Consider the following 26,874-nt stretch of genomic DNA (forward strand, 5'->3'; position numbering starts at 1 on the left):
CTCAGCGGACTATGACAACCGGATACACACAACATAGTTGACTTAATCAACCACAATGACTATAGTAGACATTATCATCTAAATCGCCCGTGTGTGCAACATCATTTTACAGGTAGCCTATATGAATTCCCCTAGAACCAAAAAACCATCAGTAAGAGTGACTCACATCTGTGATATTACTGATATTAGCCCATATTTACGCCGTATTGTATTAGGTGGAGAGCAACTGGCTGACTTCCCCGCCAATCAACAAGGTGCTTATGTGAAAGTGTTGATCCCTCAAGCAGGTGAGATTGAACTGAATACTCAAGTCAGTGGCCCTAATGCAGCGGTTAAACGCTCGTATACCATTCGCGACTTTGACGCAGAGCGAGGCCTACTTAGTCTCGATTTTGTCATCAACAAACATCGCGGACCTGCAACGGATTGGGCAAGCACAGTTCAAGTAGGTGATAAGGTGGCCATAGCGGGTCCAGGACCATTAAAAATGAGCCAATTTGATGGCCATCATTATGTATTGTTGGGCGACTCAACCTCAATTAATGCCGTTAATGCCTTAATTGAGCGCATACCCGCAACGGCGACTGGCAATGTGATTATGATAGCCCACAGTGAGCAAGAAAAAGCCTTGTTGGCATCACACCCTCTGCTTAACATCGACTGGTTGATATTAACACCCAGTATTACCGACATCGAGCAAGATAAATGGCTGCAACATAAAGTTAAACAGCTCGATGCTGTGCCCACAGACACACAGGTGTTTATCGGTTTAGAAGCCTCACAAGTTCGGGCAATTAAGCAGTATTTTCTTGAGCAGCAACAATTGCCTCTGCGGGCAATCAGTGCAACAGGCTATTGGAAACGTGGAACCGACGCCGACACTTTTGGTCAACAAAAACAGCTTGAACCGCTATAAGCGCAGGTGTCATTTTTGATAAAGCTTACGATAACACCAAACCAATAAGTGCAAACAAAGCAGGCCAGTAAAACTAATCGCAAAAAACAGCAGTGCGATAGACTCAACCGTTTTAGGCTGGTCTGCAAAATAATGCCACCAGATTGGCCAAGCGAGTAAGCTCAATACGGTTAATTGCACCATACAGCGCTTACATCGGCCAATTTTTTGTCTAAATATTGATTCAAAGCATTGTTCACATGCCATTCGCTACCGGTAACCTTATCGACCAGCCAATGCTGTCGCGGGGGCTATTTTTGTTGCTTTCCAGGCCGGATAAATCGTGGCGAGTAAGCTCATCACCAAACCCATTACCAACACAACGACCACATCTTGGCGATGTAATTCAGACGGTAAAAAGTCGATAAAGTAGATATCAGATGCCAACAACTGAAAACCAAATAGCTGCTCTATTCCCTGTGCAATGGCACTTAAGTTATAAGCAAAAACAACCCCAATAATGCCGCCAATCGTGCAGCCCATGATGCCGTTTAACGCCCCTTGTAGCATAAAAATCAACATAATTGCGCCACGGCTTATGCCCATGGTCATTAAAATAGCGATTTCAGAAGCTTTATCGCGCACCGCCATCACCAAGGTCGACACAATATTAAAACAGGCCACCGCAATCACTAGCGCTAATACAAGGTACATGACCAGTCGCACCAATTGAATGTCTTGATACACATGCCCTTGCGATCGAGTCCAATCATTAATGTACAAATATTGCTCTTGAGCAAAGCCTAAATCTCGGGTAACTGAAGCCGCATTAAGCACATTTTCAACTTGTATGCGCACCCCGCTAACCCCAGTACCTAAGCCCAATATGTCAGCTAAATAAGCAATGGGAACATATGCCTGAGTCGATTCAATTTCGCCGCCCACATGGTATACACCCGACACCACAAACCGATGACTTTTAGCCGACGTTAATTGGCTATTATTGGCATCAGGGGTAAACATCGCGACGGTATCGCCGACTTTAAGCTCGAGCTTTTCAATTAAACTGCGGCCTAAAACAATGTTATTTTGATTGCCCTGCAATGATTGCCACGCCTTGGCAGACATATACTGGTTAATGGTCGACACATCGGCTTCGTGGTTAATATCAATCCCACTGACCATTAACCCTTGAAACCCGCCCGGCTTTTGCACTAAACCTTGCAAACGAATAAACGGTGCCACTCCGGTAATTTGCGGTAAATTTTGCGCACTGTTGGCAATCGCTTGCCAATCGGCAATAGGTTCATTAACACCGACAAGCTCGCCGTGAGATGCCACGCCAAGCAAACGTTGTTGCAGCTCTTTTTCAAAGCCATTCATAGTCGATAACAAGACAATCAACACCCCGACACCGAGCGCAATGCCCGCTGTAGACGCAAACGAAATAAAGCCAATAAAGCGATTTGATTGCCTGGCGCGAAAAAAGCGCCAGCCAATGGTTAACGGTAACCACTTACTCATTCGGTTTGTCCTGCATCAACACTTTGTAACACGCCATCTTTCATGGTTAATTGGCGATCCATCTTGGCCGCTAATTTGTAATCATGGGTGACCACCACAAAAGCGGTATCAAATTGATGTGCCAGTTCGCGGATCATCGCATACACATTATCGGCACTGCTGGCATCTAAGTTACCGGTAGGCTCATCGGCCAGCACCAACTTAGGTTTGTTAATCAAGGCACGTGCAATCGCCACACGTTGACGCTCACCGCCAGACAGCTGCGCCGGAATATGATTAACACGGTGGCCTAAGCCAACCCGCTCGAGCAGTTTTTGCGCATCGGCTAAGGTTTGTTTTTTATCTTTACCCTGAATAAACGCCGGCATCGCCACGTTTTCTAACGCACTAAACTCAGGCAATAAGTGATGAAATTGATAAATAAAACCTAAATCCTGATTACGCACCTGAGCTTGGCGAGCAGCAGACAATTGATATAAATCTTCACCATCTAATATCACTGACCCCGATGTCGGTGTATCTAGGGTGCCCATAATGTGCAATAAGGTACTTTTACCTGAGCCAGAGCTTCCGACAATGGCTAATTGCTCGCCCTTATAAACCGTTAGATCCACGCCAGATAACACATGGGTGATCACTTCACCGTCATGATATTGCTTACTGACGTGGTTAACTTGTAATAACGCGGTTTGTGTTTGACTCATTATTCGTATCTCAAAGCAGAAGCAGGTTGAACCCTAGCAGCCGACAGCGCAGGGTATAGAGTGGCAAGTAAGGTAATTAATAGCGAGCCAACAATAATATAACTCAATTGGGTTACCGACAATGCGACCGGCAAGGTTTGCCCTGCCCCTAAAATGGCAATGCCAAGCGCAGATAAAATGCTATTTAAATTTAAGGTTAAGCCAATGCCCACCACGGTTCCTAATATCAAACCCAGTAACGCATTCAGCAACCCTTGCACGACAAAGATCGCCATCACTGATGAGGTAGTAACACCTTGGGTTTTTAATACCGCAACATCGGTGGTTTTATCGACCACCATCATCACTAATGCTGACACCATGTTAAATGCGGCAACGGCCACAATTAAACTGAGCATTAACGACATCATGTTCTTTTCCATCTTCACCGCAGAAAATAAATGGCCATACTCCTGGCGCCAGTCGCTGGTTGTAATTTCAACGTCTTGCAGAGCAAAGGCATTCACCATCATTGGGGCGATTTGCGGTGCACTAAATGGGTCAGTTAAATACACCCGCAGCGCATCGATCTCTTGACTGTTTTGACGCTTTAACTTACGCGCATCTTGATAATGTACATAGGCTACGCTGGCATCAACTTGCGAGCCCATCTCAAATACCCCTGCCACAGTAAACTTACGCTGGCTCGGCACCGGCCCCATAGGTGAATACACAACACCATCGCCGCTGAGTAAACGAATTCGGTCACCACTGTTCACACCGAGCTTACGAGCAAGTTCGCTCCCGAGCACAATATTGTAATCAGCGGCGATGAGCTGCTCAAAGGCATTTGAATAGGTATGTGAGGCAATACTGGATAAGGCTTGCTCAAGCTCAGGGTAAACCCCATAAACTTGTACTGCGCTGATATTTTTACTCGACTGGATCATCGCTTGCGTTGTCGTCGTTGGCACAACGCCACGGATATGCTGGTTTAAGCCATCGTCCGTCAACACCTGCTGAGTGAGCGATTGCCAATCATTAAAACCGGTTTCGTTAATTAATGTAAGTTGCGGTACCGCGCCCAAAATACGATTTTTAAGCTGACCTTCAAGACCATTCATTACCGAACTCACCACAATTAATGCCGCCACCCCTAAAAAAATACCTGAGACAGCAAAAAAGGTAATAAAAGAGGCAAAAGCATTGGCTTTTCGCGCACGCCAGTAACGGTAGCCGATAAAAAACGAAAATCCGAAATTCATAAAAAAATACTAATCCTATGCGCTCATCACAGCGTATTAGTCTGACAATCAAGCTAATTGTGAAGATGAAACCAACAAGCCATTGCGTATGACTTGCTAAATCATTAAGTTGGGCACGATAATAGGGCTATTAGTGGGATAAATAAAGAGGCAAACCTTGATACCTGACAGCAATTCTTATTTTAGTGTGCCTCATAACTTCAACGCATACCTTTCACCGTGGGATACAGCCCAAGGTTTGCCCAGTGAAGATGAGCTAAAAGACATGCAATCGGTTGGCTTAAAATTGTTAACCGAAGTGAAAAGCCTTGAAGCCAACTGCTTACTACAATTGCGTAATTTAGATAATGACGCCAAAGCCGTGGTGGATTTTTTAAAGCTGCAATCACGTAAAGTCGATTTAGTGTTACAACATGTACTGGAAAAAGAAGTACAAGAAGGCCAACAAGTTAAAGGTAATCAATTTGGTGGCAGCGGCATCAGCATTACCAGCACATTTGAGTTAAATGTGGGTGACTACCACAAAGCACATATTTATTTGCATGCCGAAGTGGTCGCATTATTGTGCATTTGCCAAGTCATCGAGTGCACCCCCATCGACGAAGATGATGACCAAGACACTCTGTGGCATTGCCAACTTGAATTTAGCCAAATTCTTGAAGATGATATCGAACAATTGGTTAAAGCCAGTTTGGCCGTACAACAAAAAATGCTTAAAAAGCGCAAACAAAATATTGATAAGCAACGACGCTAACCCACATATCAATACACATTGACAGTAAACGGAATTGAAAAAGATTTTAATGAAACAATTTAGTGTACTCACGCCGCCGAGTGTAAAAAAAGGCCAACAACTACAAACTTTGGCAACATTAGGTGGGGTCTCACAGGCCATCACCCTCGCCAGGTTAATTCAGCAACATATCGGTACCAGCATTATTGTCACCCACGACACCCCAAGTGCACTGTCACTTGAAGTCGAATTAAGCTATTTACTGCAAAACAGCAATATCAATGTGTGCTTATTTCCAGACCGTGAAACACTGCCTTACGACAATTTTTCGCCACACCAAGACTTAATTTCACAGCGCCTCGAAACCCTAGCCAACATTAGCCAACATCAACATAACGTGGTCATCGTGCCGGTAAACACCTTAATGGTGCGTCTACCGCCAAAATCCTTTATGACCGCCAATGTGATGGTGCTCAACAAAGGCGACATTTACAGCCTACAGCAAGCCAGGCAACATCTAACCGACACAGGCTATCACTTAGTTGAACAGGTGTATGAGCATGGCGAGTTTGCGATTCGTGGCTCGATTATCGACATTTTCCCTACCGGTTCTCGCCAACCACTGCGCATAGAATTGTTTGATGACGAAGTCGAATCGATTCGCTTTTTTGATGTTGACACCCAACGTTCCGGCATGGCGCGCGATGCCATACGCATGTTGCCCGCAAAAGAATTTCCTACCGACAGCAATGCCATTGAAGGCTTTAGACAACGCTACCGTCGCCGTTTTGAAGTGATCTCAAAAGAAGCTGAGTCGATATACCAACTGGTCAGCCGTAATTTAATGCCTGCAGGCATTGAAAACTACTTACCGTTGTTTTTTGACGACACCGCCACACTGTTTGACTATTTACCTAAAGACAGTCAACTGATCACCTTAGGCGACATCGACAAAGCCAGCAAAAACCACTTACATGAAGTGTCAGTGCGTTATGAAGACAGACGCATCGATCCATTAAGGCCGCTGCTGGCACCGCAAGAATTATATTTATTACATGACGAATTATTTGCTGCCTTTAAACCATTAACTCGCACGCAAATTATTCAGCAACATGATGTTAACGACACCGACAATGCCGGCCAGCCATTAGTCCAATTTGAGTTACCCGCTCATGCTGTCGTTGCCAATGTAGAAAAACTGCCCGACATTAATGCCAACCATAAACTCAAGCAACCGCTTATTGCCCTGCAAGAGTACAGCGCTAACCACACCCAACTGTTGTTCAGTGCAGAATCTGAGGGTCGCCGTGAAGCCCTGCTTGAGCTGCTAGACAAAATTGGCATCAAACCTAAACAGTTCAAGCACATTAATGACTACCTTGAAGCTAAAGACAAAATAGGCTTAATGGTATCGCCACTCAGCCGAGGCTGCGTATTAACCGATACGCCTAAAGGTGCGGTCAGCATTATTTGCGAAACCGAATTATTTGGCCAACGTATTTCTCAGCAACGTCGCCGAGAAAAGCAAAAACAAGTTAGCTCTGATGTACTCGTTAAAAACTTAGCTGAGTTAAAAGTCGGCCAGCCGATTGTGCATTTAGAGCACGGCGTAGCCTTGTATCAGGGCTTAGAAACCCTCGATACCGGTGGACTGGTTGCTGAATATTTAAAACTTGAATACTCAGGTGGCGACAAACTCTATGTGCCCGTGTCGTCATTGCACTTAATTAGCCGTTTTAACGCCAGTGGCGACGGTGATGCGCACCTTAACAAACTCGGTAACGAAACCTGGGCTAAAGCAAAGCGCAAAGCCATTGAACGTATTCGAGACGTTGCTGCTGAGTTATTGGATGTCTATGCTCGTCGTCAAGCTCGCCCGGGTGATGCCATGGCCATCGATGAGCAAGAGTACGCCCAATTCAGCCAAGGTTTCCCTTTTGAAGAAACCGTCGACCAAGAAACCGCCATTAATGCTGTACTAGAAGACTTACAAGCCCCGCTCGCCATGGACCGTTTAGTGTGTGGCGATGTTGGCTTTGGTAAAACCGAAGTCGCCATGCGTGCGGCTTTTGTTGCCGTTAATGCCGGTAAACAAGTGGTAGTGTTAGTGCCAACCACCCTACTGGCTCAACAACACTACGAAAACTTTAAAGACCGCTTTGCCGACTGGCCGATTGTCATCGAAGTGATGTCACGCTTTAGAACCACCAAAGAGCAAAAAAGTGTAGTCGAACAGTTGTCTGAAGGTAAAGTCGATATCGTTATTGGTACTCATAAGCTATTGTCAGCCGAAGCCGACTTTAACAATTTAGGCTTATTGATTATCGATGAAGAACATCGCTTTGGTGTCCGTCAAAAAGAAAAGATTAAAGCGCTGCGAGCTAACGTTGACATTTTAACGCTCACCGCCACACCAATCCCACGGACCTTAAACATGGCCATGTCGGGCATGCGCGACTTATCCATTATCGCCACACCACCCGCCAAACGTTTAGCGGTTAAAACCTTTGTGCGTGAATACGACAAAGCCACAGTACGCGAAGCCATATTGCGTGAAATCCTCCGTGGTGGCCAAGTGTATTACTTACACAATAACGTTGAAACCATTGAAAAAACAGCACAAAACATACGCGATTTATTGCCAGAAGCGCGTGTTGTTACCGCTCACGGCCAAATGCGCGAACGCGATCTTGAAAAAGTCATGTCAGACTTTTACCACCAACGTTTTAACGTGTTGGTGTGTACCACCATTATTGAAACCGGCATCGACGTGCCTAGCGCCAACACGATTATTCTCGACCGCGCCGACATGTTTGGTTTAGCGCAATTACACCAATTACGTGGCCGTGTCGGTCGCTCGCATCACCAGGCTTATGCCTATATGATGACGCCGCACCCAAAACGGATGACACCCGACGCCCGTAAACGTCTTGAAGCCATTGATGCTTTAGAAGATCTTGGTGCAGGCTTTATGCTCGCCACTCAAGATTTAGAAATTCGCGGTGCAGGTGAATTATTAGGTGATGAACAAAGCGGCCATATTTCTAAAATTGGTTTTAGCTTATACATGGAAATGCTCGAATCCGCCGTAAAAGCGTTAAAAGAAGGTAAAGAGCCCTCTCTTGCCTACATGATGAGCGCCAAGGCTGAAATCGATTTACGTATCCCAGCCCTACTGCCTGAAGATTATGTCAGCGACGTTAATATGCGCTTGTCACTATATAAACGTATCGCCAACTGCGAAAACGATAATATGCTCGACGAGCTTAAAGTCGAATTTATTGACCGCTTTGGCATGCTGCCAGACCCAACACGTAATTTAATGGCGCTCACCTTGTTTAAACATCAGGCAACCGCACTGGGCATTGTTAAAATTGAAATGCATGCTAAAGGTGGCAGTGTTGAATTTGGGCAAGAAAACAGCGTCGATCCGATGTTTATTATTGGTTTGTTGCAAAACCAGCCACAAATCTATCGAATGGACGGGCCAAATAAGTTAAAGTTCAACATTCCTGCTGAAACAAGCAAAGAGCGTCTTGAATTAGTCAACACCTTGCTTGAACAGTTCGCCAAACATCAAACTGGAGACAAATAGTGCTTCGTAAAATTGCGATATCTATCGCCGCTATCACAGCGCTATCCCACAGCGTTACAGCCCATGCCGAGTCATGGTTTGAAGTTGAAGTATTTGTATTTGAACGCCAAAACCCTTCGGTTGAAAAGTGGCTAGACGCCTCACCTCCAACATTGGCAAATAACACTGTCGATTTGATCACTCCAGTGATCAGTACCGACATCACTGGTGTTGCAGCGGCTTTAACAGGGTGTAGCTCTACCGATTGGGCCAGCGACACCAGCGACTGTAATGACCCAAAAGTCAGTAATAATATTGCCTCGCACCCAAGTGAAGTGCCTGTGAATATTGGCGCGGAGACACCACAATCAGCCTATTTAGGCGAAGGCACAGTATTACTCGCCCAAAGCCAAGCTCAATTTAAAGATGTTATTCGCACCATCAGCCGCGAACCATACGTAAAAAGCCTAGTGCATTTAACGTGGCAGCAAAATATGCAATCGCGCCGTTTAGCAAAACCAGTACGCATATTTGGCGGTAAAGATTACTCTAAAACCTTTGACTACTATGGCTTAAGCGTTAATAAGCCTGCAGAAAGCAGTATGAGTATGCCAATGGGTGATTACAGCGCCCTAGGTGGGTTTTATGAAGCGCCAAAAATCAAACCGGTTTGGGAGCTTGATGGTTCTATTAATATTTACTTGAACCATTACCTCTACATCGAAAACAATTTGGCCTTGCGCAAACCGACTCAAAAAATGATTGAGTCAACGCCGGCTGCATTTAATGAATACGCTGCATTAGAAATTGAAGGCAAAAAGCAATTAGCGCCGTTTTTACAGAGTATTCCACTGATTCAAAATCGCCGTGTTCGCAGTGGTGAGATGCATTATTTTGACCATCCACAACTGGGGATTGTGATGCAAATTCGTAAAATGGACCAACCCACCAGTGTTAAGCCGATTGATTTAACCGGCTATAAGCCACAAGGCCAGCCAATGCCTTATGCAGGCTAAACCCTACGAGTTTACCCGATAAAAAACCGGATCAGCTGATCCGGTTTTTTATTGCGCTAAATACAAGCTCTACTAAGCACAAGCCCATTAACACAAGCCCAAATTAGTAAGTCACGTTTAACAAAAGTCATTCTTAACCGTTAACGTCGAATGGTATCCACCAATCGTTTTGCCGCTTCAATGCGAGCTTGTTGTGCTAGCGCTTGTTTTACCTGATTAGGCTGACCTTTAAGCGCCAGCGCCGTGTGCAGAGGTTCATCTGCTGGCCAGACAAACTCGCTCAATAATGCGTGTACCCCAACAGGATCGTTACACACTAAAATCATGTCACAACCTGCCTCTAACGCCGCTTTTGCTCGGCCAAGGTAATCACCCGCAAAGCTTGCGCCCTTCATGCCTAAATCGTCAGAAAATATCACCCCATCAAAGGCCAATTGTTGACGTAACACGGTTTGTAACCAGTAAGATGAAAAACCTGCAGGGTTTGGGTCTATTGACGAATACACCACATGTGCAGGCATTACCCCCTGTAGCTGTTGTTGGTCAATTAGCTGTTTAAACGGCAGCATATCAAAGGCTTCAACCTCCTCTTTAGTGCGAGCATCTACAGGCATCGCAATATGCGAGTCAGCCGCAACACTGCCATGGCCAGGAAAATGCTTACCCACTGCAGCCATACCAGCTTCGTTCATGCCGATAATAAACTGCTGTGCAAGCGCACTCACCTCATTAGGGTTTGGACTAAAGCTACGCTTACCAATCACCTCACTAATGCCATTTACGTCTAATACCGGCGCAAAACTTAAATCAATGTCGCATTCAAGCAGCTCTATTGCCATTAAGAACCCGCACTCTTTCGCCCATTGTTTTGCTAATGTTAAATCCATATTTGCCGCAGGTAAAATATCTCCCATTGCAGGAATCAAGCTAAAACCGTCGCGAAAACGTTGTACCCGGCCACCTTCATGGTCAACGGCGATCAATAATTCAGGTCGAATGTGACGAACCTGTTTAACCAATTCTATTAATTGATTTTTATTTTCAAAATTACGCGTAAAAAAAATAATCCCACCCACTTTAGGGTGACATAATTGTTCAGCTTCCAGCTCAGACACTGTTAAACCAGCCAAATCCATCATTAAATAGCTCAAACTGTTCCCCTAATAATATTGTCAGCGTCGTAAACTTGCCGTTATTGTGCATGATAAGGCAAGCTAATGTAAAAAATTATGCATAAAAAAATCTAATGAACTGTCATGCATCAAACTGTGGGATACTCTGCCAACAAAAGAGATAAACCGCCAAGATGATATCAAGCGATTATACTCATTAATAATCAAAAAAATAAACGACTCAACAAGGGTTACTCAAGATGATTAGCGTATTTGACATGTTTAAAATTGGTATCGGCCCTTCAAGCTCACACACAGTGGGCCCTATGAAAGCCGGTAAAGTTTTTATCCAACATGTTGCAGACAATAATTTATTGGATCAAACCGATGAATTACAAGCAGAATTGTTTGGCTCCCTTGGCCAAACGGGTAAAGGCCATGGCACTGGTAAAGCGGTGATTTTGGGCCTAATGGGTGAAGATCCAGAAACGGTCGATACCGATGCTATTGATGCCATTTTAGAAACCGTCTCTAGCAGTCAAAAGCTGACTCTCGCCGATGGACGCTCAGTGAAGTTTACTCGTGATGACGGTATCACTTACCACAGACGTAAAACCCTACCAGCACACGCCAATGCCATGACCTTATATGCTTTCTCTAAAGGCGAATGCATTTATCAGCGCACTTATTACTCTGTTGGTGGCGGCTTTATTCTTGATGAAGATGAAATCACCCAACGTAATGCCTCGCCAGCAACGCCAATTGAACAGGCGCCATACGACTTCAATAGTGCGTTACAATTACTGCAACTGTGCTGTGATAACGGTTTAAGTATTTCGTCTTTAATGATGGCTAACGAACTGAGTATCGCCAGCGAAGACGAAGTAAAGCAAGGTTTGTGGCATATCTGGCAAACCATGAAAAACTGCGTTGAACGCGGTTATCAAAAAGAAGGTATTTTACCAGGCGGCTTAAAACTGCGCCGCCGAGCGCCTGCTCTGTATCGTCGTTTAAAAGCTGAAGGACGTAATAATATCGACCCATTAACAGCAATGGACTGGGTCGACCTGTTTGCATTATCGGTTAACGAGCAAAATGCCGCGGGCGATCGCGTCGTCACCGCGCCAACCAACGGTGCTGCCGGTATTATCCCTGCGGTATTGTGTTACTACGATATGTTTGTTCAAGAAGTCGATATTGACGTGTGTAGCCGTTATTTACTCACCGCTGCGGCTATCGGTATTTTGTACAAGAAAAACGCCTCTATCTCTGGTGCTGAAGTGGGCTGTCAGGGTGAAGTTGGCGTAGCCTGTTCTATGGCGGCAGCCGCATTAACGGAAATTATGGGCGGCACCGTTGAGCACGTTGAAAACGCCGCTGAAATTGGTATGGAACATAATCTAGGGTTAACCTGCGACCCTGTTGGCGGCCTGGTGCAAGTGCCGTGCATTGAACGTAATGCCATGGGCGCGGTAAAAGCCATTAATGCTTCACGCATGGCTCTGCGCGGCGACGGTAACCATAAGGTGTCGCTAGACAAAGTCATCAAAACCATGATGGACACCGGCAAAGACATGCGCAGTAAATACAAAGAAACCGCCAAAGGTGGTTTAGCGGTTAACATCGTTGAATGTTAAGCCTGATCCGCGGTTAATTGTTTAACATTAACCACATCAACAAAATAAAAAATGCCTGTTAGCAATAACAGGCATTTTTGTATTTGGCGCTATACATTAATGGGTTTTAAACTGACCAATTTGGCTGCGTAGCTGCTGTGACAACTCATCAACTTGGACACTGGCGCTGTAAGATTGCTGCGCATTGGTTGCGGTTAAACCAGCCTCATCACTGATATTAACAATATTGCGATTAATCTCATCTGTTACTGCTGTCTGTTCTTCTGCTGCGGTGGCAATTTGAGTCGCCATATTGGCAATCGTCGCTACAGAATGGGTAATGCTCGATAACGCCTCGCCGGCAAGGGCTGCTTGTTCGGTACTGTTTAACGCTTGTTGACGGCTTGAATCCATCACCGACACGGCATCTTTCACACCTGCTTGTAATTGTGAAATCATTTGTTGAATTTGATTCGTTGAATCTTGTGTACGTTTTGATAGCGTACGCACTTCATCAGCCACAACCGCAAAACCACGGCCATGCTCACCGGCGCGGGCAGCTTCAATGGCCGCATTAAGAGCCAGTAAGTTAGTTTGATCAGAAATACTGCGAATCACTTCTAAAATACTGCCAATGTTATCGGTATCTTTTTCTAATTGATGCAACGCACTGGCTGCTTGCTCTACCCCATTTGCCAATTGCTCTATTGAGGTAATCGTCTGTTGAACAACCTTATCACCTTGCCCTGCTTGGGTATCGGAGTCTTTTGCTGCTTGTGCAGCCAACTCTGCATTGTTAGCGACTTCAATGACCGTTGCTTGCATTTGATTCATCGCAGTAGCCACTTGTTCAGTTTCGCTTTGTAAACGTTGCATGCCCGATAACGTTTCATTGCTGCTTGTTGTTAACTGCACACTGGCCGTACCTAATTGTTGGCTATTGTCATTAAAATCGGTAATTAAATCGTGGATTTGCTTTACAAACACATTAAAACTACTCGCCACTTTAGCGATTTCAGTGTTGCCACTGTCGTCCAGTTTAACGGTTAAATCTTTAGCGCCCGATGCCACATTGCGCATCGATTCATCCAATTTCCTCAATGGATTAATAATTGCACGATATAACCCAAACAAAATCATGGCAAGAAACACGCCCAAAGCAAGGTTGCCCCAAAACTGCACCCGCGCCGCAGTCTTATTCGCTGACAAGGTTTGTTTTACTGCGGTGCTATAATGGTTATCAATTTGATTAGCCAGTTGGTCTAAATCATCAGCAAGATCTGATGAGACCTCATCAAAGCCGCCAGAACCTTTCATCAGCTGATTACCCGCCTCTGTGCCCTGAATTAAATAGGCATCGGCCATATTGATCCCCGACTTATACACATCGTTGACTTTTCGTTTAATATCTTGGGCTTGCTGATAAAATTCTGGAGCAGCATCAACGAGAATATCAAGCTGGGCCAGTGCACCATTTAGGCTTTCAAGCGCTTCAGCTTTTGCTTCATCACTTTTGGTGGCTCCGACATCGGTTAAAAATTGTTGAATTTGTACCACGTAATATCGGGTATCTTTGAGTGCAAAAATGGCAGCGACTTGTGCTTCTTCGTTAACGACACGCTTATGAATTTGTGACTGCTGAGAACTGCCTATCCAAGCAAGAATAATCATTGCGGATAAAGCAAGTGCGCAGGTTATTTGAAGCATTCTTTTTATTGATAAATCAAACATTATTGAGGAACCTTAAATGTGTATCCCAAATTATCTTATAGGATATCGCCGGGCAAAAAGACTGTCATTTACGGCACACAAGTAATCAGATCTAGGTCGATATCCGTCATTAATATGTGTGTGGGCACAGCCTAAAGTGTTACAAACTTATAATCCCTCACAAATTTATAACATCATCATACTTTAGCCTGACGTACATAGAAATGACATTGGTATACTTTTTTATTTTTTGAGCCTCGTTCAAAAGAGTATTAAATAAGTGCTTTAGCATCCGAGCAAAAAGCAAGATAATCGCAAAAAGTAGATCCTAACGTATCGAAACCTCATCATTTATGCCTTAGTCACTATCACAGGTTTACGCCTCTCAAGCCTGTATTTTTTTGCATTTAATCGTTGTTTTCTGGCCTGAATTAGCATTAGATGTAGGCAGGTTGTATTTGAAGGAAGAAATGAAAGAATGAAAAATATTATATGTGATATTGATGGTGTGTTACTGCACGACAACAAGTTAATTCCTGGTAGTGATAAATTTATTCACCGCGTACTAGAGCAAGGCAACCCGCTGGTTATTCTCACTAATTATCCTGTTCAAACCGGTAAAGACTTACAAAACCGTCTGGGTGCGGCGGGCATTAATGTACCCGAAACCTGCTTTTATACTTCGGCAATGGCAACGGCTGATTTTCTTAAACACCAAACCGGAACTAAAGCCTTTGTGATTGGGGAAGGCGCCCTCACCCACGAGTTATACAACGCAGGCTTTACCATAACCGACATTAACCCAGATTTTGTGATTGTGGGCGAAACCCGTTCATACAACTGGGACATGATCCATAAAGCATCTCGTTTTGTGGCGGGCGGCGCGCGTTTTATTGCCACCAACCCAGACACCCATGGTCCGGCTTATAGCCCAGCTTGTGGTGCATTGTGTGCCGCCATTGAGCGGATTACCGGCAAAATGCCATTTTACGTGGGTAAACCCAGCTCATGGATTATTCGCTCGGCGCTGAATCATATTCAAGGACATTCTGAAAACACCATTATTATTGGCGACAATATGCGCACCGATATTTTGGCGGGTTTCCAAGCCGGTCTCGAAACCATTTTGGTCACCAGTGGCGTGAGCCAAATGGGAGATATTGAAAAAGAACCGTTCAGACCGAACCATGTGTTTGCCTGTGCAGGCGACATTGACGTGGTGTAAGCTCGTTTAGCGTAAACATTTCATTTACATTAGGTAACACATTTTCAAGCCAGTGCCCTTGTCATCGCGCGCTGGCTTGATCCATTATGCTGATCCGAAAATATAAAAACGATAATCAGGATAGAGCATGAAACGATGGTTTCCTTTTTGCGCTATTGCGCTTCTCAGTGCTTGTAATGGTGACGATGCCAGCACAATAACACCCATTGCTCAGGTCGCCCCCATTTCAGTCAGTTTCGACGAGCAACGCTTTAGATCTGATATTAAAACCTTGTCATCAGACAAGTTTGAAGGCCGTGCACCGACCACCCTAGGTGAAAAACTCACACTCGATTACCTATCTGCCGCATTTAAAGAAATGGGCCTTGCGGGTGCCGTCAACGGCAGCTATTTACAACCTGTGCCTATGGTGAGTTATACCGCCAGCGAACAACAGCAAGTCAGCTTAGCAGGCATTGATTTACAGTATCGCCAAGATGTGGTGCTTGGCAGCCGCCACGATAACAATCAAGTCAGTATAAAAAATGCACCACTGGTTTTCGTGGGTTATGGCATCAATGCCCCAGAATATAATTGGAACGATTACCAAGACCTCGACATGCATGGCAAAATTGCCGTCATATTGGTTAACGACCCCGGCTTTGCGCATCCTGATGAACAAAAGTTCAATGGTAAAGCCATGACCTATTACGGTCGCTGGAGCTATAAATTTGAAGAAGCCAGCCGACAAGGAGCGCTGGGCGCCATCATTATTCATGACACTAAGCCAGCCTCTTACCCTTGGTCTGTGGTTGAAAACAGCTGGACTGGCCCTCAACAAGATTTAGTGCTCGCCAAAGCCGAACAAGATGCTCGGGTACAAGTCGAAGGTTGGATAACATTAGACGCTGCTAACCGTTTATTTGATAAAGCCGGCTTGTCACTCAGCGCATTAATGGACCGTGCTGCCGACAGTGCATTAAACGTTGATTTAGCGCAAACCGCCTCAATTAAATTTGCCAATAAAGCTGAATACGCCGACAGCTACAACGTCGTAGCGACTTTAGCTGGCAGTAGCCAGGCTGATGAACATATTGTGTTTACCGCCCACTGGGATCACATCGGTAAAGATGACAGCAAACAAGGCGATCAAATTTATAATGGCGCATTAGATAACGCCTCTGGCACCGCGGGTATTTTAGAAATTGCCCGTCAATTTGCTAAGCAAGCAAAAGCTGGCCAAGGCCTTAAACGTTCGCTCACTTTTATTGCCACCACAGGCGAAGAGCAAGGCTTACTCGGCTCACGCTATTACGCTGCAAACCCAATTTATCCCATCGATAAAACCGTCGCGGTATTTAATCTCGACAGCACCAATATTTATGGTAAAACCAAAGATTACACCATCGTAGGTAAAGGCCAATCTGAATTAGAATTGTATTTAGATAAGGCTGCGGCAAGTCAACACCGGGTCACCACTGGCGAAAGCAACCCAGCATCAGGCGGCTTTTTTCGCTCAGATCACTTCAGCTTTGCCAAGTTAGGTGTACCTGCGGTATTTGCCGGTGGTGGTGCTGAGCCGCTTGATGAAGCTACCGCGCAATACAAAGCTGCCATGAGCGATACCATGAAAGGCTGTTATCACAATGTATGCGATCATTATCGAGCTGAATGGGATCTATCGGGTGCACTGCAAGATTTAGCGGTTTATTATCAAGCAGCACAAACGCTTGGCAATAATCAACATTGGCCAGGGTATTATGCCGACTCAGAGTTTCACTCATTACGGCCAGCCAAATAACTTATTCCTTCCTACCCAAGGATTTGCCCATCAACTCGCTGATGGGCTTTTTTTATGGTTTTTATGCACAATTGTTGTGCATTGCATCGGTGCATAATCAACCCACTTTGACATCGACATCCCCAGCAAAACAGCGTTCACAGCCAATTTGCTCAAATAAACGGCAAACGCACTCGTTCAGTGCAACTATGCATTTAATTAAAATGAATTGTTAAATCGTAAAAATCTTGACGATATAAGCAATATAATTATCAATTCATCAATAAATAATACATTTCATTGCACAAAAATCATTTAAAGATAGCAGTGATAAAGATTAAATCATTAAAAAGACCATATTTATGACGTTATCTCAAAAAACTAACTTGGCAGTTAACGAAAATGCTGGCAAAGTAGCAAACAGATAAAGATTAGCCAACGCTGCTGGAGCCGTATTATGTGTTCAATATTCTCAATTTTAGATATCAAAACAGATGCAAGCCAACTACGCCAAGTTGCCTTAGAAATGTCAAAGTTATTACGTCACCGCGGACCAGATTGGTCTGGCATTTATGCAGACGACAAATCGATTTTAGCGCACGAACGTTTAGCCATTGTTGACGTAGACCACGGCGCACAGCCTCTTATTAGCCAAGACGGCAACATAGTATTAGCGGTAAACGGTGAGATCTATAACCACAAGCAGCTTAAAGCCCAGTTAGGTGATAAATACCAGTATCAAACTAACTCAGACTGTGAAGTCATCCTGTCTCTTTATCAAGAATACGGTTGCGACTTTTTAGACAAGCTTAACGGCATCTTTGCTTTTGTACTGTACGACAAAGCCAAAGGCACTTACTTAGTTGGCCGTGATCACATTGGTATTATTCCGCTTTACACTGGCTTTGATGCATCGGGTAACTTTTATGTAGCCTCAGAAATGAAAGCTCTGATGCCAGTGTGTAAAACCGTAGAAGAGTTTTTACCGGGTCAGTACCTATATTCAGCCGACGGTAAACCAACCCATTACTACCAACGTGACTGGAAAGACTTTGACGCAGTTAAAGATAATCCAGCCAGTGTTGAAGAATTACGTGAAGCATTAGAAGCCGCGGTAAAACGTCAGTTAATGTCAGATGTACCTTACGGTGTGCTGTTATCAGGTGGTTTAGACTCATCTGTGATTTCAGCAATCACTCAAACTTATGCCAAGCATCGTATTGAAAACGATGGCGAAACGGGCGCATGGTGGCCGCAACTTCACTCATTTGCGGTGGGTTTAGCGGAGTCTCCAGACTTAGTTGCTGCGCAAAAAGTAGCGGATGCCATTGGCACCATTCACCACCCCATTATCTATACGTTCCAAGAAGGTTTAGATGCCATTAAAGAAGTGATTTATCACTTAGAAACATACGATGTCACCACCATTCGTGCTGCCACGCCAATGTACTTAATGGCACGTAAAATCAAAGCTATGGGCATTAAAATGGTATTGTCTGGCGAAGGTGCAGATGAGTTGTTTGGCGGTTACTTATACTTCCATAAAGCGCCTAATGCACAAGCGTTCCATGAAGAATTAGTGCGTAAATTAGACAAACTACATTTATTTGACTGCTTACGTGCTAACAAAGCCATGGCAGCCTGGGGACTTGAAGCCCGCGTCCCCTTTTTAGATAAAGAATTTATCGACGTGGCCATGCGCTTAAACCCAGAAGCTAAAATGTCTAAAGACGGCCGCATTGAGAAGCACATTTTACGTGAAGCATTTGAGCACAAATTACCAAAAGAAGTGGTATGGCGTCAAAAAGAACAATTTAGTGATGGTGTAGGCTACTCTTGGATTGACGGCTTAAAAGAACATGCTGCGGCTAACGTGGATGACGTACAATTTGCTAACGCTAAATTCCGTTTCCCATACAACACGCCAGAGTCGAAAGAAGCCTACTTCTATCGCAGTTTCTTTGAAGAGTTCTTCCCACTCACCAGTGCGGCAGAAACCGTACCTGGCGGTAAAACTGTTGCTTGCTCTACACCAGAAGCACTATTATGGGACGCCAGCTTGCAAGGCATTAACGACCCGTCGGGCCGTGCAGTGAAAAACGTTCACGCTAGCGCCTATTAATTGCAAGTCGCATAACAAACACCACCTTAATCGGTGGTGTTTTTGTATAACTTAGTCAAATTTGGTTTTCGGTAAAGGTAAAAGATGGCAGATATCAGTATTTTTAATCTCGAAATGACGACCCCAAACCAACTGCAAGCTAAGCAACAGGCAAATGGTTTGAGCTTGGTTAAGGTCAATATTAAGCAGTACCAATTTAATCGATTTCTGTATCAGTTTGTGGGCGCGGCATGGGAGTGGACAGATAAGCTGACGTGGACAGACAGCCAATGGCAAGCTTATAGCGAAGCCGACAACCTGCATTTGTATGTTGCTTATGTAGATGGTTCGCCAGCGGGTTATTTTGAATTACAGCAACAAGAGAATGGCAATGTCGAAATCATGTACTTTGGTTTAGCAGAGCGCTTTATTGGTCAAGGATTTGGCGGCTATTTACTCACTAAAGCCATTGAGCATGCTTGGGCACTACCTGATACCCGCAGAGTATGGGTGCATACCTGTTCGTTAGATCACCCAAGTGCATTGCAAAACTATCAAGCCCGCGGGTTTACCTTATTTAGAACGGATATAGAGCCTCAAACGACATAACAATATTAAGCCCAATACCGTTAACGATTTTGGCTTGCGATTGCGCGCTGTTGCAAAATCGCGATTAGCGCGCTTTTTTGTTGATCGTTCATCGAATGCCACGCCAAGATCTCATCTAATGAGCGATGACAACCTAAGCACACATCGTTACTGTCTAAGCAGCAATGCCTAACACAAGGGGTTTCAAGTGTCGGTTTATTCTGACCATACCGCATATTCATTACCATTTACGTCCGTGAAATGAAAACGTCTACCACCAGGAAAACTAAAAATATCGCGGCTAATCAAACCACCGGCTTGGATAATTGCGGTTTGAGTGGCCATTAAATCTTGGCTGTACAATACAATCAATGGGCTGCCTGTTGCTAATGTAAACTGGCTAGACGACTGGTAAAAACCACCGTCAATGCCCACCTGTAAAAAACAGCTGTATTGTGGGCCGTAGTCCTGAAATTGCCACCCAAACACCTTGTTAAAAAAGGTTTTAGTAGCCAGCACATCTTTAACCGGTATTTCAAGATAATTAATACTGTTGTGCTGGCTCATATTGACCTCTGTTAAATTGAATTAAACATTGTATCTACTGTGTGCAGAGGCTTTGCGAGTATCTTATTGCGCCATCGACTTATAGCACCATCAACTCATTGCGCTATCGCTGCAATTGCGCCAATAATGCCACCAAACACGCCGCCCCATACCACTAACCAGCCTAGGTGCTTTTTAATCATATCTTGCACAATCTGCTTCACTAATTCTGGGGTTAACTCGTTTAAGCGTTGCTCAACAATATTAGCGACCTTAGCTTGCATATCGGCCATGACACTCGGTTGCTCAAGTTCATTCACTAAAATAGCGTTAAATTGATCACTTTGCGCGAGTTCGACCAAAGATTGTTTCATTTTCTCAATAAAAGGCTCTTTTAATGGGATAAGCGCTTCAGTACCGCCAAACATTGCCAGCATGCCACCAAATGACGACTTTTCAATGGTATCAACCAGTGCATCAAATGAAGGCGCTAAATCAATTTTTTCAATTACTGGGGTTAAATCAATATTACTGGCACTGCTACTCGTTAAAAAACGATCTATATTTTCTTGAGTAAAAAACTGCTGCATCATTAAATGCTGAATACCGGCCTTAAACTCTTCAAAACGCGACGGCACCACTCCTGAGCCATATAAACCGGGCACCTTTTCAAACAACATATGAATGGCCAACCAGTTAGTGATTGCACCCGATAATGCAAATAAACCAATGGTGAATACGATTTGCTGTTCTAAGCCGTAACCGACCAATACAAAAATGGCGGCTATTAAATTTGTCGCGACGCTCTTGTTCAATCTCTGTTCCTTAACATTATCTCGTCCCTGTTATCGGCTCACATCTCGAATGTTAAACCTATATAGAGGACACAAAAAAACCTCGGCTATTTTATCAGAAAATAGAACCGAGGTTTATACCTAGTTGTCAGTGTCAGTCAATAAATTGCGCGAGTCTTAAGCTGTACATTGTTCATTTACAACCTGTTGCTCATAATGGTTAATCAATAACACCCCAGTGCTTTGAGCCAGTTGTTCTGCTTTTTGATACATTAACTCCTCAACATCAGCTTGTTGATATTCAGGCACAACGTAAACATCTTCGAGGTACCAAACAGGCGATAATAATAAAGAAGAAAATGAAGGATAAAGTTGGGTAAAACCCACCATAGTGTCATCTTTGATACAGACAAAAATCATGCTGTCGTTTTCAACTAAACGATGATTTAAAAATGCATGACAAGCTGAATAATCAGCAGGCTGGTTAAGTTGTTGGCGATACAAATCAAAAAGTTGACTCAGTGGCGCTAGATCAGTGCTCGAAGCGAGACGAATTTGCATTAATCATCCTTGAAAGTAGTCATAACAGCAGTCGAGCTTGCTGTAGATTAAGTTAACGAGCGGAATATTGGTATGTGACCAATAAACTATTACATCTAAACTATTACATCGATTAGATGTATTCGCAAACAGATAACCGCCATGGCGGTTAAAATAAAACCTATTAATAACATAAACTTAAATTTTATATTTAACAATTTAGCATCATTGAAGAACAAAGTAAATTAATCTGTTTGTGTTATAAAATAATCCTCGTATTTCATTTTATTTGTTACTATAGACCATTGTGACCCTGCATTGATCAAGATAATTTCCTATGACATCCTTTTTTACCCAAGTTCGCACCCGCTATAAACGTCGTCCAGCCTACCCAAAATGGCTATTTTGGCTTGTCAGCTTGTATTTACTGTTTTGCGCCATTTTAGGCGGTTTAATACCTGCGATAGCAAAGCAACAATTACCACAACAGTTAGGTGATATACTCGGGCGTCAGGTCATTGTGCAAGACATCCGCATTAATCCCTTTACCACTGAGCTCACCGTGACTGGTTTTGCAATTAATGAGCAAAACGATGACGCACAATTTGTCAGCTTTGATCGTTTATACGCAAATTTACAAGTGTGGCAATCATTGCGAATAATGGGCCTAGTGTTAGAAGATGTCGTATTAGAACAGCCTAAAATCCGTGTTGCTCGTCGTCAAGATGAGCAACAGCATGATGTCTTTAACTTCAGTGACATCATAGAACGTATTGCCAGTGACAGTAGTGCGCAACAAGCAGAGCAGCAACCCCAAGCTGCAGAAATGTTATCAATGCGCATGGCAAATATTCAGCTTATACAGGGTACCTTCACGCTCGATGATCAAGTGACCGACACCTTGATTAGCTACCCCAATATTCAATTTAAGCTCAGCCAATTTGATAGCATCCTGGCAGCCATTGAAGACCAGCAAGACTTGGTCAATCAATTTAACATCGCCATTGAAGATCAGTACCAAGGCGGGTTAAACCTGCAAGGTCAACTGCAATTATCGCCCTTAATGCTACAAGGCGACATCAATTTAGCTAACATTGACTTATCACGCTACTGGTCGTTTATCGACCAACTATTCGCCATTAATTTAGCTCAGGGGCAATTAAGTGTTAATGGTCATTATAACATCGCCCTACAAGATGAAGCTCTCGCGCCAATAAGCGACATTAAGATTAGTCGAGCCCGCATCATCATTGAAAACGTTAAGGCTGTTCATCAACAAGATGAAAAGATATCGATTGGGGTGCTGGCAATAAACAACATCAATGTTGATACCCCAAAACAGCAAGTGACTATTGATGAATTTTACACCGAAAAGGGTAACATAAACCTCAATATCACCCCAACAGGCGCTGATTTAGCGACCTTATTACTCCCTAAAAACACAGAGCTAGTCAGCAACGCGGACAATACTGCAGCGCCAACATCAGCACCAAACACCCCTGAAAACGTCAATAGTGTAGATAACGTCAATACTGCAGCCCAAACACAGCCAACACAACCGGCCTCGCAAGACCAGCCATGGTTAGTCACCCTAAATCAACTTAAACTCGACCAGTATCAAGTAACCTTAGGCGAAGGTATTGCCAGCGACAACATCATCATTTGGCAACTTGGTCCAATAAATGTTAGCACTGGCAAAGTGGTGTCAGATTTTTCAAGCCCGATTGACTACCAATTCTCAACCGGCATTAACGCGCAAAGCCAATTAAATTCAAACGGACAAATTGATGTATTAGCCCAAAGCATTAATGCCGACATCGACTTTAATAATATGCTGCTAACTCGCTTACAGCCCTATATTGCTCCTTATATTAATGTCACCGTTACTGATGGTATATTTTCGACAAAAGGCACCTTAAGTGCAGATGCTAACGACAGCTTAATTTACCAAGGCCAAGCCCAAATAGCCCAGCTCGACATTAAAGACAATGTGCTCAAACAGCCGTTATTGAACTGGGAAACCATGGACATAAACCAGCTGTCATATGACCGTAAACAAGCCAAAATTGATATTGATGAGATTAACTTCGACAGCCTGTTTAGCCGTTTGATCATTTCTGCAGACCGAAGCACGAATATCAGTCAGTTAATTCATGACAATACCCCGGCCACTGACACACCCGAGGCTGAAGTATCAGAGCCGCAAACGGTCAGTGCCGCAACGCAAGAGTCTCCAGAGGCTAATGCCGACAGCGCACAAATGCAGATCAACATTAATCGAATTGGCTTTAAAGACAGCTCTGCCTTTTTTGCAGATAATTCACTGACACCCAATTTTGCTTCTGGCATTGAGTTACTCAATGGTGATATCACCAATTTATCTTCAAACCCACAAACCACTGCATCAGTAGATTTAGCCGGTAAAATTGATAAATATGCCCCTGTTACGTTAAAAGGCGATGTTAACCCGCTGCTAGAGCAACCGTATCTAGACTTAAATCTCAACTTTAAAAAAGTCGAACTGACCTCGGTTAATCCGTATTCAGGCACCTATGCAGGTTATTACATCGACAAAGGTCAACTGTCGTTAGATTTAAACTACCAATTAAAAGACAGCGCACTGGTTGGCAGCAACCACCTTGTGATTGACCAACTAAAATTGGGTAAACGCAGTAATAGCGAAGAAGCCACAAGCTTGCCGGTTAGCCTTGCGGTAGCATTATTGCAAGACCGTCATGGTGTTATCGACTTAGGCGTTGATGTGGAAGGCGACATTGACTCACCCAGCTTTAGCTTTGGCAGCGTGATTGTTAATGCGCTGGGTAACGTCATCACTAAAGTCGTGACCTCACCGTTTTCATTTATTGCAGGCCTTGTCGGTAGCGAAGAAGCCATCGATAAAGTCAGTTTTGATCATGGTGTCAGTACCATTGAACACCAACAACAATTGACCTTAGACAAACTCGCGAGCGCATTGATTGAAAGACCATTACTCAATCTCAATATTAAAGGCAGTGTTGATGTTGCTAACGACCAACCTGCCCTAGCTGAGCGTAAACTTCACAAAAAACTCGCTAAAACAGCAGCAATGAAATTGCCTGCACTGCCTCAACATCTGTCAGCCAGCCAATTCCCAGCATCGGGGCCATTAACCGATGCGCTTTACGTATTGTTTGAACAAGAGTTAGGCCAATTACCTAACGACATCAAACAAACCATCGTGGCAGAAGTACCAGAAATAACCCCAGAAGAATTGACCACCCGCTGGCATATTAGCTTATACAACATGTTGAAAAACAATCAACAAGTGAGTGCCGACGACCTAGGTTTGCTCGCCCAAGCACGTGCTCGCGCCGTAAAAGCATATTTAGTAGAACAAGGCCAAATCGATGCAGGTAAAATATTTGTGCTTGAAAGCCGAATAAACACCAATCAAAATGCAGCAATGGCCATGTTAGAGTTACAAGCAAAATAGTTAAGCCCTGTTATCCAAAGTAAACTTCGAGTAGACTGCGGCTAATTTTTTATTGGCCCGTTACCCAAAATGTAACGGGCTTACCATGATAATAATTAAGGATAGATATGTTTATTGTTCGCTGGATTTTAGGTCGAATTATTTTGTTATTAAATTTTGTATTTGCGCCTAAAAAACGTCAACGCCCACCAGAGCAACAAGATGTTATCGACCAACAAACGCAATCATTAGCGTTGTATCAATATGCCGCATGCCCATTTTGTGTAAAAGTGCGCCGTGAAATGCGTCGTCAAAACCTAAACATTAACCTTGTTGACGCAAAACAAGAACCCAATAAAGCCTTGTTAACTGCCGAAGGTGGTAAGTTACAAGTCCCCTGTTTACGCATTGAACAAGACGGTCAAACTCAATGGTTATACGAATCAAAAGCCATTACCAGCTACCTAAACGAGCGCTTTGCCTAGCAACCTTGTTTAAGTCACATTAAGCCGTAGCAATTGCGGCTTAACATTGTAAATAACATCTTTAAATAAATTTACCCGAGTGCGGACTATCTTCACCAAGGTTGCTTAAGGTATGATTTATTAGATTATTTTGGCTTTAGGGGATATCAGTGTTTAAAACTTGCTTAGTTATTTGTAGTGCGGTGTTGTTGAGTGCGTGTAGTTCAAACCCACCGGATCCGATGGACTTTGCTGGCCAATTTCGTGATACCTTTAGCACTCAAATAAAAGGCGATGGGATTAAGCTTTTTACTTATAAAGCAAAACTCGCGACAGCAACCGACCGCGCCCTGCCCAATGACCAACCTCATGAGCAACGCATGTCTCGTCGTAAACAAGACTTGCAAAGCTATCTAGCTGAACAACGAAATGCTGAAAAACGCCTCGAACTTTGGCATCAACAAGTTGATTTAGGGTTACAAAAAACCATCGAAATGAGCGGTTACTGCAAAGGCGGTTTTGTTGAATTGAGCCGTTACGTTGAAACGAATCGCGCTGAAATTCGAGGCGAATGTAATGACGGTGCGACCGAAAAAGACATTAAAAAGTTCGGTCGATAGCCAAATAGATGTCATCACATTGTCTATGCCGACATAGCGCCTCAAAAACTCTTTTTGATAAACTGCTGTATACTCCCCAGCAATTACGCTAAAATTAGCCTCCAATTTTCTCGTGAAGCCGCCGAAGGCAGTTAGACCAGCGTCTTCACGTTTTGATAAGCCATTTATCTTCTGAAATGATATGAATAGTTTGTCGTTTACACAGTAAGAAGTCAGATGAATAGAAAGCAAGAGATGATCAAAAAGTTGGCCAAGCGTGCTAAGGCGCGTAAAAACAAAGTCGTGCCATCGAACCCAAGCAGCAAACCTGTTGAGCGTTATATTTCTAAAGCTGAACGCGAAAAAATCGCTTTAGCTGCAGCGGCTGAGCAAGCGGCTGCCAATAACGACACCGACACACCTGCAGAAGCCGTTGTTGATACACCTGAAACGGCAGACAAAGAATAAATAACTCGCCCTTTTTATTGAGCGCGACTAAAAAGCCCCTATGACATTAATCGTCATAGGGGCTTTTTGATCGATATACACCTAGTTAACCTCAGATCTGGTTAAGCAAACACGATATTAGTGCTATCTAACAGCTCAAGTTCTTGAGCTGTTAGATTTAATGATGGCTTCTCGTCTTTTAAACAATATGCAATCAATCCACCAAGTA

Annotated in this window: 23 protein-coding genes and 1 pseudogene; 13 read left to right on the forward strand and 11 right to left on the reverse strand. The window is 43.9% G+C overall.

The window, feature by feature from the left end:
* The first annotated feature begins 121 nt into the window (after window positions 1–121).
* A complete protein-coding gene (locus IEY48_RS01565; protein ID WP_188916564.1) occupies window positions 122–916 on the forward strand; it encodes a siderophore-interacting protein in 795 nt (264 codons plus the stop codon).
* A gap of 9 nt (window positions 917–925) precedes the next feature.
* On the opposite strand, the gene IEY48_RS01570 is transcribed toward IEY48_RS01565, so the two are convergent.
* Genes IEY48_RS01570 through IEY48_RS01585 form a run of 4 tightly spaced genes read right to left on the reverse strand, consistent with a single transcriptional unit; the run spans window position 926 to window position 4,367 of the window.
* Window positions 926–1,162, reverse strand: a complete 237-nt coding sequence (locus IEY48_RS01570) for a DUF3624 domain-containing protein (RefSeq protein ID WP_188916565.1) — start codon at window positions 1,160–1,162, stop codon at window positions 926–928.
* A gap of 15 nt (window positions 1,163–1,177) precedes the next feature.
* Entirely contained in the window at window positions 1,178–2,419 is a 1,242-nt protein-coding gene (lolE, locus tag IEY48_RS01575; protein WP_188916566.1) for a lipoprotein-releasing ABC transporter permease subunit LolE, read from the reverse strand.
* Window positions 2,416–3,123 carry a lipoprotein-releasing ABC transporter ATP-binding protein LolD gene (lolD, locus tag IEY48_RS01580; protein ID WP_188916567.1) on the reverse strand — a complete coding sequence of 236 codons (708 nt, stop codon included), beginning with the start codon at window positions 3,121–3,123 and terminating at the stop codon, window positions 2,416–2,418. The genes lolE and lolD overlap by 4 nt, the downstream gene beginning before the upstream one ends.
* Complete coding sequence (locus IEY48_RS01585; RefSeq protein ID WP_188916568.1) at window positions 3,123–4,367, reverse strand: lipoprotein-releasing ABC transporter permease subunit; 1,245 nt, start codon at window positions 4,365–4,367, stop codon at window positions 3,123–3,125. Before IEY48_RS01585 ends, lolD begins: the two co-directional genes overlap by 1 nt.
* A gap of 157 nt (window positions 4,368–4,524) precedes the next feature.
* On the opposite strand from IEY48_RS01585, the gene IEY48_RS01590 reads away from it, so the two are divergent.
* The 3 genes from IEY48_RS01590 to IEY48_RS01600 are packed head-to-tail and all read left to right on the forward strand — an operon-like array spanning window position 4,525 to window position 9,690.
* Entirely contained in the window at window positions 4,525–5,121 is a 597-nt protein-coding gene (locus IEY48_RS01590; protein WP_188916569.1) for a hypothetical protein, read from the forward strand.
* 49 nt (window positions 5,122–5,170) lie between these two features.
* Window positions 5,171–8,695: a transcription-repair coupling factor gene (gene mfd / locus IEY48_RS01595; protein WP_188916570.1), complete on the forward strand. Its 3,525-nt coding sequence runs from the start codon at window positions 5,171–5,173 to the stop codon at window positions 8,693–8,695.
* Window positions 8,695–9,690, forward strand: coding sequence for a peptidoglycan binding protein CsiV (locus IEY48_RS01600; protein WP_188916571.1), 996 nt, complete (start codon window positions 8,695–8,697; stop codon window positions 9,688–9,690). The genes mfd and IEY48_RS01600 overlap by 1 nt, the downstream gene beginning before the upstream one ends.
* A 140-nt stretch (window positions 9,691–9,830) precedes the next feature.
* Here the strand turns inward: IEY48_RS01600 and nagZ are convergent, their stop codons facing one another.
* On the reverse strand, window positions 9,831–10,841 hold the full coding sequence (gene nagZ, locus IEY48_RS01605; protein ID WP_188916572.1) for a beta-N-acetylhexosaminidase: 1,011 nt from the start codon (window positions 10,839–10,841) through the stop codon (window positions 9,831–9,833).
* 221 nt (window positions 10,842–11,062) lie between these two features.
* Here nagZ and IEY48_RS01610 point away from each other — a divergent pair, with 221 nt between their 5' ends.
* Window positions 11,063–12,439, forward strand: coding sequence for an L-serine ammonia-lyase (locus IEY48_RS01610; protein WP_188916573.1), 1,377 nt, complete (start codon window positions 11,063–11,065; stop codon window positions 12,437–12,439).
* Between the two features lie 96 nt (window positions 12,440–12,535).
* Here IEY48_RS01610 and IEY48_RS01615 read toward each other — a convergent pair whose 3' ends face one another.
* On the reverse strand, window positions 12,536–14,149 hold the full coding sequence (locus tag IEY48_RS01615) for a methyl-accepting chemotaxis protein (RefSeq protein WP_188916574.1): 1,614 nt from the start codon (window positions 14,147–14,149) through the stop codon (window positions 12,536–12,538).
* Window positions 14,150–14,606: 457 nt separating this feature from the next.
* Between IEY48_RS01615 and IEY48_RS01620 the strand changes: the two genes are divergently transcribed.
* The 4 genes from IEY48_RS01620 to IEY48_RS01635 all read left to right on the forward strand — a co-directional run bounded on the left by IEY48_RS01620 (window position 14,607) and on the right by IEY48_RS01635 (window position 19,822).
* Window positions 14,607–15,353 carry an HAD-IIA family hydrolase gene (locus IEY48_RS01620; RefSeq protein WP_188916575.1) on the forward strand — a complete coding sequence of 249 codons (747 nt, stop codon included), beginning with the start codon at window positions 14,607–14,609 and terminating at the stop codon, window positions 15,351–15,353.
* Between the two features lie 127 nt (window positions 15,354–15,480).
* Window positions 15,481–17,133: a M28 family metallopeptidase gene (locus tag IEY48_RS01625; protein WP_188916576.1), complete on the forward strand. Its 1,653-nt coding sequence runs from the start codon at window positions 15,481–15,483 to the stop codon at window positions 17,131–17,133.
* Between the two features lie 436 nt (window positions 17,134–17,569).
* Window positions 17,570–19,234 carry an asparagine synthase B gene (gene asnB / locus IEY48_RS01630; protein WP_188916577.1) on the forward strand — a complete coding sequence of 555 codons (1,665 nt, stop codon included), beginning with the start codon at window positions 17,570–17,572 and terminating at the stop codon, window positions 19,232–19,234.
* A gap of 84 nt (window positions 19,235–19,318) precedes the next feature.
* Complete coding sequence (locus IEY48_RS01635; RefSeq protein ID WP_188916578.1) at window positions 19,319–19,822, forward strand: GNAT family N-acetyltransferase; 504 nt, start codon at window positions 19,319–19,321, stop codon at window positions 19,820–19,822.
* A 20-nt stretch (window positions 19,823–19,842) separates the two neighbouring features.
* Here IEY48_RS01635 and IEY48_RS01640 read toward each other — a convergent pair whose 3' ends face one another.
* From IEY48_RS01640 to IEY48_RS01655, 4 genes are all read right to left on the reverse strand, one after another.
* A complete protein-coding gene (locus IEY48_RS01640; RefSeq protein WP_373293680.1) occupies window positions 19,843–20,037 on the reverse strand; it encodes a DUF1289 domain-containing protein in 195 nt (64 codons plus the stop codon).
* Complete coding sequence (locus IEY48_RS01645) at window positions 20,018–20,368, reverse strand: VOC family protein (protein WP_188916580.1); 351 nt, start codon at window positions 20,366–20,368, stop codon at window positions 20,018–20,020. The genes IEY48_RS01640 and IEY48_RS01645 overlap by 20 nt, the downstream gene beginning before the upstream one ends.
* 95 nt (window positions 20,369–20,463) lie before the next feature.
* Complete coding sequence (locus IEY48_RS01650; protein ID WP_188916581.1) at window positions 20,464–21,162, reverse strand: DUF445 domain-containing protein; 699 nt, start codon at window positions 21,160–21,162, stop codon at window positions 20,464–20,466.
* Between the two features lie 156 nt (window positions 21,163–21,318).
* Entirely contained in the window at window positions 21,319–21,702 is a 384-nt protein-coding gene (locus tag IEY48_RS01655; protein ID WP_188916582.1) for a GNAT family N-acetyltransferase, read from the reverse strand.
* A gap of 316 nt (window positions 21,703–22,018) precedes the next feature.
* On the opposite strand from IEY48_RS01655, the gene IEY48_RS01660 reads away from it, so the two are divergent.
* The 4 genes from IEY48_RS01660 (at window position 22,019) to IEY48_RS01675 (ending at window position 26,666) form a co-directional block, all read left to right on the forward strand.
* Window positions 22,019–25,156 carry a DUF748 domain-containing protein gene (locus tag IEY48_RS01660; protein ID WP_188916583.1) on the forward strand — a complete coding sequence of 1,046 codons (3,138 nt, stop codon included), beginning with the start codon at window positions 22,019–22,021 and terminating at the stop codon, window positions 25,154–25,156.
* Between the two features lie 107 nt (window positions 25,157–25,263).
* Complete coding sequence (locus IEY48_RS01665; RefSeq protein WP_188916584.1) at window positions 25,264–25,620, forward strand: glutaredoxin family protein; 357 nt, start codon at window positions 25,264–25,266, stop codon at window positions 25,618–25,620.
* A 149-nt stretch (window positions 25,621–25,769) separates the two neighbouring features.
* Window positions 25,770–26,219 (forward strand): hypothetical protein, encoded by a 450-nt coding sequence (locus IEY48_RS01670; protein ID WP_229786284.1) that lies wholly within the window; start codon window positions 25,770–25,772, stop codon window positions 26,217–26,219.
* A 216-nt stretch (window positions 26,220–26,435) separates the two neighbouring features.
* Window positions 26,436–26,666: a DUF2986 domain-containing protein gene (locus IEY48_RS01675; protein WP_188916585.1), complete on the forward strand. Its 231-nt coding sequence runs from the start codon at window positions 26,436–26,438 to the stop codon at window positions 26,664–26,666.
* A 101-nt stretch (window positions 26,667–26,767) separates the two neighbouring features.
* On the opposite strand, the pseudogene IEY48_RS20650 reads toward IEY48_RS01675, so the two are convergent.
* Window positions 26,768–26,874: pseudogene (locus tag IEY48_RS20650) on the reverse strand (IS982 family transposase); the annotation flags it as partial.

Source organism: Shewanella saliphila, from assembly GCF_014648295.1.
Lineage (GTDB): Bacteria > Pseudomonadota > Gammaproteobacteria > Enterobacterales > Shewanellaceae > Shewanella > Shewanella saliphila.

Excerpts from the sequence above, each read along its gene's own strand:
- IEY48_RS01620 (WP_188916575.1), top strand. The coding sequence starts at position 14,607 with ATGAAAAATATTATATGTGATATTGATGGTGTGTTACTGCACGACAAC.
- IEY48_RS01645 (WP_188916580.1), bottom strand. The coding sequence starts at position 20,368 with ATGAGCCAGCACAACAGTATTAATTATCTTGAAATACCGGTTAAAGAT.
- IEY48_RS01585 (WP_188916568.1), bottom strand. The coding sequence starts at position 4,367 with ATGAATTTCGGATTTTCGTTTTTTATCGGCTACCGTTACTGGCGTGCG.
- mfd (WP_188916570.1), top strand. The coding sequence starts at position 5,171 with ATGAAACAATTTAGTGTACTCACGCCGCCGAGTGTAAAAAAAGGCCAA.
- IEY48_RS01635 (WP_188916578.1), top strand. The coding sequence starts at position 19,319 with ATGGCAGATATCAGTATTTTTAATCTCGAAATGACGACCCCAAACCAA.
- IEY48_RS01660 (WP_188916583.1), top strand. The coding sequence starts at position 22,019 with ATGACATCCTTTTTTACCCAAGTTCGCACCCGCTATAAACGTCGTCCA.
- IEY48_RS01565 (WP_188916564.1), top strand. The coding sequence starts at position 122 with ATGAATTCCCCTAGAACCAAAAAACCATCAGTAAGAGTGACTCACATC.
- IEY48_RS01610 (WP_188916573.1), top strand. The coding sequence starts at position 11,063 with ATGATTAGCGTATTTGACATGTTTAAAATTGGTATCGGCCCTTCAAGC.
- lolE (WP_188916566.1), bottom strand. The coding sequence starts at position 2,419 with ATGAGTAAGTGGTTACCGTTAACCATTGGCTGGCGCTTTTTTCGCGCC.
- asnB (WP_188916577.1), top strand. The coding sequence starts at position 17,570 with ATGTGTTCAATATTCTCAATTTTAGATATCAAAACAGATGCAAGCCAA.
- IEY48_RS01570 (WP_188916565.1), bottom strand. The coding sequence starts at position 1,162 with ATGGCATGTGAACAATGCTTTGAATCAATATTTAGACAAAAAATTGGC.
- lolD (WP_188916567.1), bottom strand. The coding sequence starts at position 3,123 with ATGAGTCAAACACAAACCGCGTTATTACAAGTTAACCACGTCAGTAAG.
- IEY48_RS01615 (WP_188916574.1), bottom strand. The coding sequence starts at position 14,149 with ATGTTTGATTTATCAATAAAAAGAATGCTTCAAATAACCTGCGCACTT.
- IEY48_RS01675 (WP_188916585.1), top strand. The coding sequence starts at position 26,436 with ATGAATAGAAAGCAAGAGATGATCAAAAAGTTGGCCAAGCGTGCTAAG.
- IEY48_RS01655 (WP_188916582.1), bottom strand. The coding sequence starts at position 21,702 with ATGCAAATTCGTCTCGCTTCGAGCACTGATCTAGCGCCACTGAGTCAA.
- IEY48_RS01625 (WP_188916576.1), top strand. The coding sequence starts at position 15,481 with ATGAAACGATGGTTTCCTTTTTGCGCTATTGCGCTTCTCAGTGCTTGT.
- IEY48_RS01665 (WP_188916584.1), top strand. The coding sequence starts at position 25,264 with ATGTTTATTGTTCGCTGGATTTTAGGTCGAATTATTTTGTTATTAAAT.
- IEY48_RS01640 (WP_373293680.1), bottom strand. The coding sequence starts at position 20,037 with ATGCGGTATGGTCAGAATAAACCGACACTTGAAACCCCTTGTGTTAGG.